The organism is Butyrivibrio sp. LB2008 (genome assembly GCF_000621565.1).
GTDB lineage: Bacteria > Bacillota > Clostridia > Lachnospirales > Lachnospiraceae > Butyrivibrio.
In genome coordinates, this window is sequence record NZ_KK211307.1 from 195,545 (window position 1) to 210,916 (window position 15,372).

At 40.8% G+C, this 15,372-nt stretch carries 13 protein-coding genes and 1 riboswitch; of the genes, 10 read left to right on the plus strand and 3 right to left on the minus strand.

What is annotated here, in order from left to right:
• Positions 1–86 precede the first annotated feature (86 nt).
• The 7 genes from T356_RS0115635 to T356_RS0115665 all read left to right on the plus strand — a co-directional run bounded on the left by T356_RS0115635 (position 87) and on the right by T356_RS0115665 (position 7,949).
• The gene (locus T356_RS0115635) at positions 87–1,532 is read left to right on the plus strand and encodes an ABC transporter substrate-binding protein (protein WP_026515303.1); all 1,446 of its coding nucleotides are present in this window, start codon (positions 87–89) and stop codon (positions 1,530–1,532) included.
• Positions 1,533–1,639: 107 nt separating this feature from the next.
• Positions 1,640–2,599 carry a carbohydrate ABC transporter permease gene (locus tag T356_RS19780; RefSeq protein WP_051563488.1) on the plus strand — a complete coding sequence of 320 codons (960 nt, stop codon included), beginning with the start codon at positions 1,640–1,642 and terminating at the stop codon, positions 2,597–2,599.
• 44 nt (positions 2,600–2,643) lie between these two features.
• Positions 2,644–3,480 (plus strand): carbohydrate ABC transporter permease, encoded by an 837-nt coding sequence (locus tag T356_RS0115645; RefSeq protein ID WP_035781466.1) that lies wholly within the window; start codon positions 2,644–2,646, stop codon positions 3,478–3,480.
• A gap of 6 nt (positions 3,481–3,486) precedes the next feature.
• Entirely contained in the window at positions 3,487–4,653 is a 1,167-nt protein-coding gene (locus T356_RS0115650; RefSeq protein ID WP_026515305.1) for an AGE family epimerase/isomerase, read from the plus strand.
• On the plus strand, positions 4,643–5,818 hold the full coding sequence (locus tag T356_RS0115655) for a glycoside hydrolase family 130 protein (RefSeq protein ID WP_026515306.1): 1,176 nt from the start codon (positions 4,643–4,645) through the stop codon (positions 5,816–5,818). The genes T356_RS0115650 and T356_RS0115655 overlap by 11 nt, the downstream gene beginning before the upstream one ends.
• Before the next feature lie 9 nt (positions 5,819–5,827).
• Positions 5,828–6,769: a type I phosphomannose isomerase catalytic subunit gene (locus tag T356_RS0115660; protein ID WP_026515307.1), complete on the plus strand. Its 942-nt coding sequence runs from the start codon at positions 5,828–5,830 to the stop codon at positions 6,767–6,769.
• Positions 6,726–7,949: an SGNH/GDSL hydrolase family protein gene (locus T356_RS0115665; RefSeq protein WP_051563489.1), complete on the plus strand. Its 1,224-nt coding sequence runs from the start codon at positions 6,726–6,728 to the stop codon at positions 7,947–7,949. The genes T356_RS0115660 and T356_RS0115665 overlap by 44 nt, the downstream gene beginning before the upstream one ends.
• Positions 7,950–8,039: 90 nt before the next feature.
• On the opposite strand, the gene T356_RS0115670 is transcribed toward T356_RS0115665, so the two are convergent.
• Positions 8,040–8,957: a magnesium transporter CorA family protein gene (locus T356_RS0115670; RefSeq protein ID WP_026515309.1), complete on the minus strand. Its 918-nt coding sequence runs from the start codon at positions 8,955–8,957 to the stop codon at positions 8,040–8,042.
• 321 nt (positions 8,958–9,278) lie between these two features.
• On the opposite strand from T356_RS0115670, the gene T356_RS20620 reads away from it, so the two are divergent.
• Positions 9,279–11,486, plus strand: a complete 2,208-nt coding sequence (locus T356_RS20620) for a DUF6055 domain-containing protein (protein ID WP_051563490.1) — start codon at positions 9,279–9,281, stop codon at positions 11,484–11,486.
• 397 nt (positions 11,487–11,883) lie between these two features.
• Here T356_RS20620 and T356_RS0115680 read toward each other — a convergent pair whose 3' ends face one another.
• Positions 11,884–12,978: a radical SAM/SPASM domain-containing protein gene (locus T356_RS0115680; protein ID WP_026515310.1), complete on the minus strand. Its 1,095-nt coding sequence runs from the start codon at positions 12,976–12,978 to the stop codon at positions 11,884–11,886.
• A gap of 22 nt (positions 12,979–13,000) precedes the next feature.
• A complete protein-coding gene (locus tag T356_RS0115685; protein WP_026515311.1) occupies positions 13,001–13,339 on the minus strand; it encodes a hypothetical protein in 339 nt (112 codons plus the stop codon).
• 363 nt (positions 13,340–13,702) lie between these two features.
• On the opposite strand from T356_RS0115685, the gene T356_RS0115690 reads away from it, so the two are divergent.
• The gene (locus T356_RS0115690) at positions 13,703–14,323 is read left to right on the plus strand and encodes a hypothetical protein (protein ID WP_155839062.1); all 621 of its coding nucleotides are present in this window, start codon (positions 13,703–13,705) and stop codon (positions 14,321–14,323) included.
• A 102-nt stretch (positions 14,324–14,425) separates the two neighbouring features.
• Positions 14,426–14,509, plus strand: a riboswitch (cyclic di-GMP riboswitch).
• Positions 14,510–14,599: 90 nt separating this feature from the next.
• Positions 14,600–15,343 (plus strand): GH25 family lysozyme, encoded by a 744-nt coding sequence (locus T356_RS0115695; protein ID WP_035781359.1) that lies wholly within the window; start codon positions 14,600–14,602, stop codon positions 15,341–15,343.
• Positions 15,344–15,372: the final 29 nt, after the last annotated feature.

Consider the following 15,372-nt stretch of genomic DNA (forward strand, 5'->3'; position numbering starts at 1 on the left):
GTGATGAACAAATATAATATTAATTAACTTAAGAACAATGTATTGGAACCATGGTTTTACTTAAATTAATTAAAGGGGTGAATGAAATGAAATTTAAAAGGACTATTGCACTATTGGCTACTGCAGCTATGGCTGTATCTTTTGTTGCATGCGGCTCTTCGCCGGGCACAGGCGCAGAATCCGGATCGGGAGGCTCCGGAACTGCCGGTGATACGGGGAATGCCGGCAACGGCGGCACAGCAGATGCTCCGGATAACAACTATACAGCTGTTGTTTTGGGCGAGACTGGGAAGGATATCAAAACTAAGATCAAGATTCTGACACATAGAACGGACATGGTTGGTGATGATTATTCGGGAAAAAGTTGGAAAGACTATGTTGCGGAATTTAATAAGATTTATCCCGAAATTACAGTAGAATTTGAAGCTATTACAGATTATGCGGAAGATTCGCTTCTTCGTCTTCAGGGTGGTGACTGGGGCGATATTATGATGATACCGGCGATCGATGCATCTGAGCTCTCGAATTATTTCATGCCGTATGGAACAGTAGATCAGATGAAAGGTGCTATCCGTTTTGCTACGGACAAGCAGTATAACGGAATATGTTACGGGGTTCCGTCTACGGGAAATGCTCAGGGTGTTCTTTATAACAAGGCAGTATTTGAGAAGGCAGGAATCACAACTTTACCCAAGACACCTGAGGAATTTATAAATGACTTAACTCTGATAAAAGAAAAGACGGATGCGATTCCTCTTTACACAAACTATGCAGCAGGCTGGACAATGGGAGCATGGGATGCATATATTGCGGGAACTGCTACAGGTGATGCAACATACATGAATCAGAAGCTTGCTCATACGGCAAATCCTTTCGCAGATCCCGGTGACGGATCACATGCATACAATGTGTACAAAGTCCTTTATGATGCGGTTGCAAAAGGTCTTATCGAGGATGACTATTCAACTACAGACTGGGAAGGCAGCAAGGGCATGCTTAACAGAGGCGAGATCGGAACTATGGTACTTGGCTCATGGGCATATTCTCAGATGCAGGCAGCAGGAGATAAGCCTGAGGACATCGGATATATGAGCTTCCCTATCACGGTTAACGGCAAGCAGTATGCTACAGCAGGTCCTGATTACGCATTCGGAATCAATAAGGATGCAAGCGATGAAAATCGTATGGCGTCACTTCTTTTTGTAAAGTGGATGACAAATGAGTCGGGATACTCATACAACGAAGGCGGTATTCCTATCAATGCCGAAGATGACAAATATCCCGATCTTTATGCGGCATTTGACGGAGTTGAATATGTTTCAGATGAACCGGCACTTGCTGGAGAAGAAGATCTTAAAGATACACTCAATTCCGATTCGGAACTTAGCATTAACAGCGGTGGTGACAAGAAAGTTCAGGCGATCATAGAGCATGCATCCAACGGTGATATGACTTTTGACCAGATTATGGACAGTTGGAATAAAGCGTGGACAGAAGCACAGGAACTTAACGGAGTAGATATAGACGACTAACAGATAATTGACAGACAATTGACACATAAATTTTTTTATGAGTAACGGGGGAGGGGCGGAATTGTACGATTCCGCCTCAACTTATAGAAAGAAAGTGAGATAACCCTATGAACAAAAGAAAGTGGAAACAGGCACAGGTAATATTAACATTTCTCATTATTCCGGTAGGATTACTGATTTTGTTCACATATTATCCTTTTGGCAAAATGGTCCAATTCAGCTTTTATAACATGAAATACATTGGACCTAGGAAATTCGTGGGATTCAAAAACTATATACAGATTTTTAAGCGTGAAGATATTCTGAGAACGCTGCTTTTGTCACTGTATTATATGGCCGGAGCGGTTATTCAGGTATTTCTTGCATTATATCTTGCAACAATATTCTGCTTTAAGGTAAAAGCTGAAAACTTCTGGAAAGGATTTATCTTTTTCCCTTATCTGATAAATGGTATAGCTATCGGATTCATTTTCAAGTTTTTTTACACAAGAGGATTTGTTCTGGACACGGTTCTCCAAGCGATAGGTTTCAATCCGAATGATCTTCCGTATTGGTTAAAAGACCAATCGATAAACAATTGGTCACTTGTATATTCTTCGGTATGGAGATACCTGGGCTCTACAATGGTTCTTTTCCTTGGGGCAATGATGTCGGTGGACAGTACGCTTTATGAAGCAACGTCGATAGATGGTGCAAATAAGTGGCAGACGTTCTGGCATATCATTTTACCAAGCATAAAGACAATAGTAACACTGAATGTAATCTTGGCTATTACAGGATCTCTTTCAGCCTTTGAGCCGCCTTTTGTTATAACAAGCGGTGCAAACGGTACGGGAACATTCTTTGTAGTAATGAATGATATTGCTCATACAAGTCAGAAGGTCGGACTTGCCAGTGCGATGGCAGTATTCCTTCTTGTGATCATCTTCATTGCCAAATTTATTCAGGACGCAATATTTAGGTTCCTGTTCAGAAATGCGGGAACAGATATGGATGAAAGAGCATTCAAGAAACAGCGTAAAAGGGAAGCAAAGGCAAGAATGCAGATGCATAGAGGAGGTAGATAATGTCATCAAATACAGTAATTGCAAGTGTTGTTCCGAAGAAAAAGATGCGTATTGGTGATATTGTTTGGGGAATCATAAAGTATGCTTCTGTTGCACTTTGTGCTTTTTTGGCAGTACTGCCTATAGTATCCTGTGTCATAACTTCGCTGAAAACAGAGGTTGAGTATCAGAGCACCAATGTTATGACACTTCCGGAAAACTTTTTTAATTTTTCCAATTATGTTCAGGCTTTTGCCCAGGCAAATATGGGGCGAGCGTTTATCAACTCCGGTATAATTCTTTTGTTTGTGCTTACGGGATCGACATTGATAGGCTCTCAGCTTGCATATGTCTTAAACCGATTTAGTTTTCCGGGCAATGCGCTTATCAGGAATCTGTTTACTTTTGCGGCACTTCTTCCGGGTATTGCAATGCAGGTTTCAGTATATGAAATAATGGTAAATCTTGGATTTGTAAATACTTTGTACGGATACATCATTATGATGATGGGAACCGATGTAATGTCAATTTACATCTACATTCAGTTTTTTGAAAATCTTCCTGTGTCACTTGATGAAAGCGCATTTTTGGACGGCGCGAATTATTTCCAGATTTATGCAAAGATACTGCTCCCGCTCTTAAAGCCGGCGATTGTCACGAATCTGATTCTTAAGGGCGTTGGCGTTTACAACGAGTATTATTGCGCAAATCTGTATCTTCAGGATAAAAAAAGACTCTGTACGGTAGCTACATCATTGTATACATTCACGGGGCCTATGGGTAATCAGTATCATCTTATCTGTGCCGGCGTGATAATGTCACTTCTTCCAGCTCTGATAATATTCTTGCTTTGTCAGAAACAGATTTATAACGGCGTTGCTGCCGGTGCGGTAAAGGGGTGATAAGTAGTGGTTAATGAAATAAAGGAGCATCTTCTGAATGGGATCATACCGTTTTGGAAAGGCTTAAGAGATGATGAATTCGGCGGATATTACGGTTATATGGGATTTGATCTTGCCGTTGACAAAAAATATGAGAAAGGCTGCATACTAAACAGCAGGATATTATGGTTTTTCTCAAGCGCATACAAAGTTCTCGTAGATAAAACGCTATTAAGCGAGGCAACACATGCGTATGAGTTTTTTAAAAAATATTGCATTGATGATGAATATGGCGGGGTATTCTGGTCGGTATCTTATGACGGAAAGCCTCTTGATACTACAAAACATACATATAATCAGGCTTTTACCATCTACGGACTGTCTGCATATTTTGATGCATCGGGAGATTGGGAAGCACTGAAGATGGCTATTTCGCTCTACGAGCTTATAGAAAAGAAAATGCGTGATGAGCGCGGATATCTTGAAGCATTCGACAGAGAATTCAAGCCTGTATCAAATGAAAAACTGTCGGAAAACGGTACCGATGCGGCAAGGAGTATGAATACTCTTTTGCATGTTATGGAAGGATATACGGAGCTTTACAGGGTATCGGGGGATGGCAGAGTCAGAAAATCTTTATATGAGATTCTGAAAATAGTAAGTACCAAGATATACAATCCAAAGCTTCGCAGACAGGAAGTCTTTTTTGACAAAGATTATAACAGCCTGGTCGATCTTTATTCCTATGGGCATGATATAGAAGCGGCATGGCTGATCAATAGGACTGCTGATATTCTAGGTGACGGCAACCTTTCGGCAAAGATCGGCAGAATGACGGAAGAGATGGCGAGTGAAGTATACAAAGTTGCATTTGACGGAAAATCCATTCCCGCCGAGGGACAGGATTCAGTTGTAAAAGAGGACAGAGTCTGGTGGGTGCAGGCTGAGGGAATCAATGGATTTCTGGACGCCTACGAAAGACATCCTGAGAAAAAAGAGTATCTTGAGGCGGCACGGGCTCTTTGGGATTACATAAAGGAATACATCATCGATAAGAGACCCGGATCTGAGTGGTTCTGGTATGTCGATAAAAACGGCGTACCCGCGAAGGACGAGCCTATAGTTGAACCGTGGAAGTGTCCGTATCATAACGGAAGAATGTGTTTGGAGGTAATAACAAGAAATGTTACATGAGAGATATTACATTGAAAAGGACAGACAGGAAAAGCTCATGTCGCGAAAGAATGAACCTGCGGATTTTTATAACGGAGTATATACAAGATATAAATATCCGGTTCTTACAAGACAGCATATTCCGCTTACGTGGAAATACGATCTTGATATAAAGAGTAATCCGAATTTTCAGGAGAGGCTTGGGATAAATGCAGTTCTAAATTCAGGAGCCATTAAGCTTAATGGGAAGTATTATCTTGTTGCCAGAATAGAAGGCAATGACAGAAAGTCTTTTTTCGGAGTTGCTGAAAGTGATAACGGTATAGATAATTTCAGATTTTGGGATTATCCGATATTGCTTGATGACACTTGCAAGGAGGAGACAAATGTCTATGACATGAGGCTTACGCAGCATGAGGATGGTTGGATATACGGAGTGTTCTGTTCCGAGAGTCACGATGATTCCACAAACGATCTCTCGGCGGCAGTTGCGGCAGCAGGAATAGTAAGGACAAAAGATCTTAAAAAGTGGGAGCGACTTCCGAATCTTGTTACAAAACGCTCACCTCAGCAGAGAAATGTTGTTCTTCATCCTGAGTTTGTTGACGGGAAATATGCTTTTTATACCCGTCCAATGGACAGCTTTATTGATACCGGTAGCGGCGGTGGTATAGGCTTTGGATTGTGTGATGATATTGAACATGCAGTAATAGATGAGGAAAAGATTCTTAGCAGAAGGAGATATCATCAGATCACGGAAGCTAAGAACGGTGAATGCATTGTACCGATAAAGACAGACAAGGGATGGCTTCACATTGCGCACGGCGTAAGAAATACGGCAGCAGGACTAAGATATGTCCTTTATGCCTATGCAACAGATCTATATGACCCGGGAAAAGTTATAGCAGAGCCCGGAGGACTTCTTCTTGGACCGCTTGGATGGGAGAGAGTAGGAGATGTTTCAAACGTTGTATTCTCAAACGGCGCGATTGTAGAAGAAAACGGCGATATTCTTCTTTATTATGCAGGCAGCGATACAAGGGTATATGTTGCAAAAACAAGTATTGAACTTCTTAGTGATTATATCTTCGGAACTCCCGAAGATCCCGGCAGAAGCGTGCTTTGTGTGCAGCAAAGATGCGAGCTTATAAAGAAAAATCTTGAAGTTTTAAAAAATGAGATTTAAGGAGCAAATATGGCAGTATTAAAACTACAGGCTCCCACCAAAGATTATCTGTGGGGAGGAAACCGCCTTGTCGACGAATTCGGTAAAAGACCGGCAGGCGATGTGACCGCGGAAAGCTGGGAGTTGTCGTGCTATCCAGGTTGTGAGTCTGTAATCGAAAACGGTGAGTTTGAGGGGAAGACGCTCACAGATTATATAAATGAAAACGGTAAGAAGGTTCTTGGGAAAAACTGTGAGAAATTTAAGGACTTTCCGATACTTATCAAGCTTATTGATGCAAGGAAAGATCTGTCATTGCAGGTGCATCCGTCAGATGATTACGCCCTGAAAAAAGAAGGACAGTATGGAAAGACGGAGATGTGGTATATAATTGATGCCAAGGATAATGCTTTTTTGTATTATGGTTTTAATCGCGAGATTTCCAAAGAAGAGTTTCGAAAGCGCATAGAAAATCAGGCTCTTACAGAAGTTCTTAATGCTTATCCCGTAAGCAAGGGGGATGTGGTTTTCATTGAGGCGGATACTCTGCATGCAATAGGTGAGGGGATTCTTCTTGCTGAAATTCAGGAAAATTCCGATGTTACTTACAGGGTGTATGACTACGGAAGACGTGATAAAAACGGGAATCTGCGAAAGCTTCATATAGAAAAAGCGCTTGAAGTTACAGATCTTTTTCCTGTAAAAAAAGTTCCGAGACCTGAACCACATATCGGAAACTGCAAATATTTTACGGTTGATAAAGTCAATTTAAGCGGTAAGATCATGAATAAGCTTAGCGGAACGGTTGATGAGACTTCGTTTTTGCATATTCTTTTCCTTTCGGGAGAAGGAGAAATAAAGAATGGCAACGAGGATGTGAGATTTAAAAAGGGCGACAGCTTTTTCATACCGGCAGGTGATGGGAATTATGAAATATGCGGAGAGTGTGAAGCGCTTTTCACATATATTTGAGGGTGAGAATATGCTTAGAGAGTATAAAATTTCAGAAATAGAAAAATTGAAGATTCATGGCAGGAGAACTGCATGTCTTGATCCTTTAACGCTGTTCTGGAATGGTTCGGGAATAGAAATGAATGTACGTGCCACTGTGGTGAAACTTCGCTGTTATGCAGACTATTCAGTTTTTGAGCCGTGGATTGATGTACTTGTTGAAGGTGTAAGATATCAGAAGAGACCGCTTGAAAAGGGAATAAATGAGATCACAATCTGGCAAGGAAATGCGGGACCAGGCGAAAGTGATATTCCGCTCAGAAATATCAAGATTATGCGAGATACACCCGCTATGGCGGCGGATGGTGATACCCTGATACGGATTGAAGCTGTTTTGACCGATGGTACATTTGAAATTGTAGATGAACCGGGGCATAGGATTGAGTTCATAGGAGACAGTATAACATCAGGCGAAGGCTGCATGGGGCCTGTAAGTGAACAGGAGTGGAACAGCGCATGTTTTGATGCTGTCGATAATTATACATATATCACAGCTCAAAAACTGGGGGCTGACTATGAGGTTTTCAGCCAGAGCGGTTATGGCTTTGTGTGGTCCTGGAATGGCAATCCGAAAGAAAATATGCCGTTATTCTATGATGAGGTGTGCGGGCTTGTTCCGGACGGAAAAGCTTGTGAGCTTGGGACTTATGAGAAATATGATTTCTCTCTTTTTGAACCTGATATCGTCATTATTAATTTGGGTACGAATGATGCGGGTGCATATTCCGTAAGTAGTCATGAAGCTGCAAGGAGCATGGGAAGTGATAATATTCACTATCTGAATGAAAAAGGTGAGATCCCGTCGGAGGATGTGGCAGCGCTTAAGAACGGTGCAAAAGCTTTTTTGAAAAAGGTCAGAGAGAAGCGTCCGGGTGCCATAATAATATGGGCTTACGGAATGCTGCTTCAGGATTCTGATATAATTAACACTCAGATGACAAACCTGCTGTCAGCGGCAGTTGCTGAGTATTCCAAGCAGGAAAACGACAGCAAGGTATATTATCATCAGCTTCCGCCGACACTTGCCGGAGAGTTTGGCTCGAGATCGCATCCCGGCCATGCGGCTCACAAAAAGGCAGCAGAATCATTGGTGAAGAAGATAGAGGCGGTATTGGATATTTCGGATGTTTATGCTTGTTAGTCGAATCACAGTCAGCTTACCCTGTCCATTTTGCAGTAAATGCAAGTATGGACAGGGCTTTTTTGATAGGAATTTCCTAAATATGAGGATTTACAAGATTTTTTTTATCTTAAAGAAAATAAGACTTCCGCTCACTATAAGTATGCTCAGGATTATCACAACGGGATAGCCCATTCGGGACTCAAGTTCCGGCATATATTTAAAATTCATTCCGTACCATCCGACGATAAGTGTCAGAGGCATGAAGATAGTGGTAACGACTGTAAGGACGGTCATTATTCTGTTCTGCCTTACATCGAGTTGAGACTGGTAGAGGTCGTTAAGCTGGATGGTATAATCACGAAGATGCGTTGCGGAGTCATACAATCTGTCTACGCGGCTTGAGAACATATGGAAGTAGCGAAGGTTTTCTTCTTTAAAGAATCCGTTTTCATTTTCTTCAAGTTCCTGGCCTAAATCCAAAAGCTGCTCGTAGTGAATGCGCAGATCTCTGATGTCGCCGCGGATATCATTATTGCGCTCCATGTGTGCTGTTTCGGCATTTGACATTATTTCTTTTTCAAGGCTGTCCAGCTCAAGTTCATATTTCTGCATTGTCTGAAGGTCATTATGGATAATGAGTTCCAGAAAATCATATAAGAAACGCTCAAGACAGGGCTTTTTCCATTTCTTGTAACGTCTTATTCTTTGTACAAGGCGAAGAGCGGTATCGCTTTCATCTATAAAAACAATTCCGGTTTCATCAAGTGCAAATGAGAATCGCTGAGGCACAGATGTGTGAGAAGACTGCGTTGGGATAAAGAAAGTTCCTGTAAGCGAATCATAATTGACTTCTGCTTTTGTAGCGAAGATTTCCTCGCTGTTTATATCAAAATCTATTCCCATATCAAAGTTTTCATTTTGTTCAGCCCACTGAGCCTGCGTAAGTACGGCTACATAGGGTGCGGCAGCATCATGGCACTGCTCAGCGCTACATTCTTCCAGTTCGTTTTTTATAAGAAAAAACATATGAATCCTCCGATATATATCAACTGTATATTGATATGATAGCACTAAATTAATATTTGTGGGTTGATTTTAATAAAGGTTAATGATAAAGTAATAATTGTAACAAAAATATTAATAGTTTAGTGTCAGATGAGTTGATAAGAAAAATACGGTATATAGATATATGGGGATATATTTACCGATGAAATTTTTTCTATGTGGCATTTTTATTTACGAGAAAATGTTAATAAAACATTAGCAATAACTCTGTTTTAAATGTTGGTTTTTAAATTGACATTATGTATGGTGGCACTGTGTAAATAGCAATCGGGGGTACAGAAAATGAGAAAAAAAGCACTATTATCTACTTTGACTGCAGTCGGAATGGCGGCGGTACTGGCGGTTTCGCCTCTTCAAAGTATTGATATAAAGGCAGCACCTGTTAATACGATTTCGACAACGCCTGTAGCAGCGTCGAATATAGTGGATCTTACAAGAAATGATGCGTATAAAGTACGTGATGCTTTCTATTCACTTTCGGATAACAGCGTAAACCGTATGGCTTCTGAGCATTTCCAGATCATATGGGGCAAAAGCAATTCTACAAATATCAGAATTGACGAAGAGTTTATCAAAGGAAATCTTACAAATCTTGAAAATATCTATGCTTTCTATACTCAGGAACTTGGGATGAAAGATATCGGTGTATCCGGTAATCAAAAATTTAAAACCAATGTATATATTTCAAATACTGGCCTTAGGGCATTTGAAGATAACTGGGCTTACATGAACAGAGACAGAGAGGGCTTTGGATTTCTTTTTGTTGCTCCCGGAGCAATGGTAGTTTCGGATCCCAATCCAAGCTGGGTTTTACCACATGAGCTGGCGCATGTGTTTACATATTATCAGGGCGGAAATATTGATTATCCATGGTATGAGTCAACCGCCAACTGGTTTAGAGATCAGTTCCTTGGTAGTGAGTATTATTGCTACCACGGAAAGAAGTTCGGACCTTATTCGGATTTCTTTTCACCTTACCTTATTAACGCGGATTACTATGTCCCTCATATGCTTAACTGGTATGATACATGGCCGATATTCCTCTATATTTCCGAGAATCCCGATCACATCGACGGACTTGGAATGGAGCTTATGCATAAGATCCTTGAGAACAAGCAGCAGGATTCTTCTATGTATGCAACAATAGAGAGACTTTCGGGAGTTTCTATTAAGACTATTCTCGGAGGAATGTCAAAGAGACTTGCAACTATGGATTTCAGCAGACAGAAATTCTATCTTGAGCATCTCAACAATGAGACTTTGAGAGAAGCAGGAAACCGCGAGAAGATATATACAACGCTTTCAAGACCCGATAATGAAGGCTATCAGGCCGTTCCTGCAAACAAAGCACCTATGCAGACGGGCTTTAACATTATTCCTCTTAATGTCGATCTCAAGAAGGGCGGAATCCAGGCTGATTTCGTTAACACATCGGGAGTTCAGGGATCTGATTTCAGAGTTACACTTGTTACAAGTACTGCAGATAACAAGACTCGTTATTCAGAGACATTTAGCAGCGGAACAGGATCAATCGCGCTTCACGGTGACGAGAAGTCGGCTTACCTTGTAGTTTGTGCAACACCCGATAATCTCAAGGGATATCATACAGACTGGAATTCAAAGACAACTGAGACTGACACAAGATTTACATATAAAGTTAAGATCTCTGCTACAGACGGAGCACCCGCACCTGTAGAAGAGAAGAAGGAAGAAGCTACTCCCGAGCCTGAAAAGACAACTGAAGATAAGGGCAACACAGAGGCTACTCCCGAACCTGTAAATAACAATGATAAGAATGACAAGAAGGAAGAAGCTACACCTGAACCTGAAAAGACGAGTGATTCAAAAGAAGACAATTCCAAGAAGAACGAGGCGCCTGAGCAGAAAGAAGATAATAAGAAGAAGGACAATTCAGACGTACTTCCTACACCCGATAACGGAGGAAATGCAGGAAATACGGGCAGTACTGTAGATAAAGATACAGCATCTAAGTCTGACAACGGCGGCGAAAGAGTGAGCGAAGCGCTTCCTGCAGATGAATTTTATAAGGATTCAAATAAGAAATCAAATAATAAATCAAATAATAATGATTCTTCTTCAAATGGATCGACAGTTGACGATAGTCAGAGAGATGATAACAGCAGCCAAAATAATAATGATAGTAATAACAATAATGATGATTGGCAGCAGGACAATGGCAACGGAAACTGGCAGCAGAGTGATGGAAATGATTGGTCATGGCCTACACCGGATGACAATTCTAACGGTGGAAACGGACAGTGCGGCGGAAATACAGGATATAATCCGGCACCTAACGGTCCGGGCTACACGCAGGGATGTCCTTATGGAAACGATTGGGGATATGACCAGAATACAAGTGGATACTCAACGGAAGATCTTGATTACTTCCTTGGCGAAGACGAAGATTCCGACACTTCCTTCTGGGGTGTGATCACTCACATATTCAAAAAAATCTTCGGATTCAAATAAAGAGAAAAGGCTACCGCATACGTGGTAGCCTTTAGGTACGCCCGGGGAATTGGCATATATTCAGAAATGTTTGTGTACGGCTGCGCAGTGATTTTCATAAATTTATAGAAGCAGGAACCGCCTCCTTTCACGTTCGTTCAGGGAAGTCGGCGGTTCCTGCTTCTATAAATTTTGAAAATCATCTTGCTCGTCCGAAAACTGCACATTTTCTGAATATATGCCAATTCCCCGGGCTGTTCATTGAAGATTTATCAGGTATGCGATTTTTCAAGTACTTGATTTTTTTATATTTAGTTCTTTATATCATGTATTTGGGCCTTTTTTAACGAGGGGGGCTTTTTATTAAGTATTTGGCACTTTTATCGAGTGTTGGTTCTTTATTTCGAGTGTTTGACTTTTAAGTAGTTGGTTCCGGTTTGGTTAGTGCGTCCAGGAGGCAGAGGCGTTGGGTTTTGGTGGCGAAGTCCCAGGTGTGGAAGGAGCCGCCCATGCAGTATTTGCGACCGGGGCAGGTGGAGCATTTTTCGTTGTCTTCGGATCTGTCGTAGCGGAAAGATTTGAATTCGTTTTTCCAGATATCGGAGAAGCGTCTTTCGTGGATGTTGCCCTGGATGATGCCGGGCTGGGTTCTGTCGATGTCGAGGCATCCGAATACGTCGCCTGTTACTGTGATGCTGGCAACGGTGATTCCTGCCATACAGAAGAAGTACCAGTCGCGGACTTCTCTTTCGTAGTCAAGGCCGAGGTAGTGACAGCAACCGTAGGTGACGGGCTCGTTGTCAGCTCTTTTGCTGCGGATAAATTCCATAATGGTGCGCTGGTCTTCATCTGTGAGAAGAAGCTCGGGATGTTCAAGTGCACGACCAATCGGCTCGATGCCCATAACACGCCAGCTGTCGATATCTATGCCGGCCATTATTTCATAGAGCGGTTCGAGTTCGCCGATGGTATCATGGTTAACAACAGTAGTAACCATGATATGTTCAAAGCATTGAAGGTCAATGAGGTTTTGGATTCCTTCCATAGCTTTTTTGTATGCGCCTTCAAGGCCTCTTACTTTGTCATGAGTTTCGGGGAGGCCGTCGATACTTACGGATATGGTATTCATTCCGCATCTTTGGAGCATCTTGGCAACTTCCGGTGTTATAAGTACCGCGTTGGAAGTCATTCCCCACTTAAAACCAAGTTGGTGAGCGTAGCTCGTTACTTCTTCGAAGCCGCGATATAAGAGTGGTTCACCTCCCGTGATATTGATCTGAGGAAGTGAATCTCCGAAATCCTCTTTTAACTGATCGAGTATATCTTTCCATTCCTGCGGGCTCATTTCCGCAGCGTGTACATCACCACACCTGGATCCGCAGTGCCAGCAGTGTTCGTTGCAATTTAAAGTAAGCTCAAAGAAAAGCTGTTTGAGATACGGCTTTTTAAAGAACTTTTTTCTTACATCGTACTGAAGATCAAGGTGGGATAGCTTCATTTTTTCTTTATTCATGGCTATTTCCTTTAAATACCGATTATTTTGATATTGATTCAGGTGATCCGTACATTACTTCTATAGGCATGTCGAAAGGTTCATCGTCATCTTTAGCCTCGTCTTGTGTTTCATTCGAATCATTCCGGGCATCATCGGTAGCGTCCTGTGAAGCATCGGTAGTGTCCTGTGTATTATCAGTAGCTTCCTGTGCACTTGAGTTTTCTATGCTTGCATCTGAAGTTGTGTTTTCTGTATATGTCTCGTCGTAATTAAAGTCGTTACCTGCAACACCTGAGCCATAGGCGCATGCTGTACCGAGTATCATGGTAGCGACACTTGCTGTAGTAGCGATAACAACTTTCTTTTTCATTTTTTTCATAAGTAACTCCTTTATAATATATTAAGAATATATTAATTCAAAACGAGCTATTTTTCAAATAAAATCTTTTGCGAGGAATATGTCTGAAGTATGTTGAAATAGATGTTTTTTAAGTTTGTATATACGATTAGAATATATTGATATTAAAAACAGGTCATGATAAGATGTTAATGTTTTATTAAATACAGAAGGGCGTTTATTTCTAATATGGAAGAATCTTTTGAAAATTATGAAGTTGAACAAAGTAAAAGAATAGTAAAGACGTTTAAATTGATTTCTTTAATTATATATATTATTGAAGGTGGCTTGATTTTATTGTTTCACTTTAATATATGGACATCACGGAAACTACTGATTTTATTTATGGTTTTATTACCATGGATAAGATACATATATGCTCTCAGATTTTCGGATATTGCATATTGGGATGAAGCAAATAAGAGAAGAGATGATTATGAAGAAAAATCGTCTAAAGAATGGCTTTCTACGCATGTTACTTTTATCTATAACAGTGCGTTTGTACTTCCAACACTGATCTATTTATATGTCTTTAATACATTGCTTGTGTTTGCACATGTACATAAAGGGGAGAGCGTAATTTATCTGTTTTGTGTAGTGGCTTTTTTGGTAATGCTTATAATAGGATATCTATGTGTTGGACGTGGGTTTGAAGACAGAAAGAGACAGCTTTTTTATTATTTTTTTATTATGCTTTTTGTTGTGGGGCTGACTGTTAGTGCTGTTTGTTATTCGCTTAGTTCTCCTGTAGCATATGAGGAGTGCACTTATATTTCGAAATCGACCAGTCATTCACGGAAAGGCGGAACAAGCTATTATGTTGAAGTCAGACTTCAAGATGGTTCCAGCTTCCGAAGTGAAGTGACAAAAGATTTGTATCACAACGCGCAGTATGAGGATCTGTATTTGTGCAGGGAGGAAAATCCTTTTGGAATTGAATATTGGCATGTTTGCGTAGGAAAATAAAATCTAAGAATTTAGAGCGTGTGGATGATTGATAATAATTTTTTTACATGATAAAATGTGAATAATTATTTACACAATTTTCAGGCCGGATGTGAAATCATATAGAATGTTTGGCAAACATATAGTGATGTATGGACGCAAAGTTGTAAATCTTTTAAAGTTATGAAAGATGGTTTGACTGCAAGATAGTAGAGAAATCTGCTGTTTTGCAGTTTTTTTTAAAATAGGAAAAGCGCTCTGCAGTGCGCGAAATGCTTTTTTATATAGAGGGGAGTTATGTTGTCTGATAAGGCTAAGAAGTTAATTAAAATTTGTATTGGGACTATAAGTCTTTTGGCTGTACTTGGAGTTGCTGTTGCTCTTCTTATGTACAACGGATATATACAGGTTAATCATATAAGCAGAAGAAAATATCCTGTTGTCGGAGTTGATGTGTCATCGTATCAGGGAGATATCGATTGGAATGTGCTGGCTTCTCAGAATATTCAGTTTGCGTTTATAAAAGCAACGGAAGGATCGGGATATGTCGATCAGTATTTTAAGACCAATTGGGAGAATGCAGCGGGCACGGATCTGCGCATTGGTGCATATCACTTTTTCAGCTTTGAATCTCCTGGAAAAAATCAGGCAAGTAACTTTATCGGTACTGTCGGAGATAAGGAAGGCATGCTTCCGCCTGTTATAGATGTTGAGTACTACGGAAGTTTTAGGTCTGCGGGCGATATAGATGCAAAGGGGATTGCAAAAGAGCTTCGCGACATGGTGGATGAACTTTTCGCCAACTACGGCGTAAAGCCGATAATATATGTCAGTAAGGAAAGCTATGAGACTATTGTAAAAGACGGTTTCAATGATTGTCCTTTGTGGTACCGAAGTGTCTATTCCAAAGTTCCGAGGGATGTGAACTGGACTTTCTGGCAGTGTTCAAACAGGAAAAGACTTGATGGATACAACGGGGCTGAAACTTATATAGATCTTAATGTATTTAACGGAAGCAAAGATAGTTTTATGTCTTACTGACATAAAGGATTGTTTGGGGAGAAAGTGAA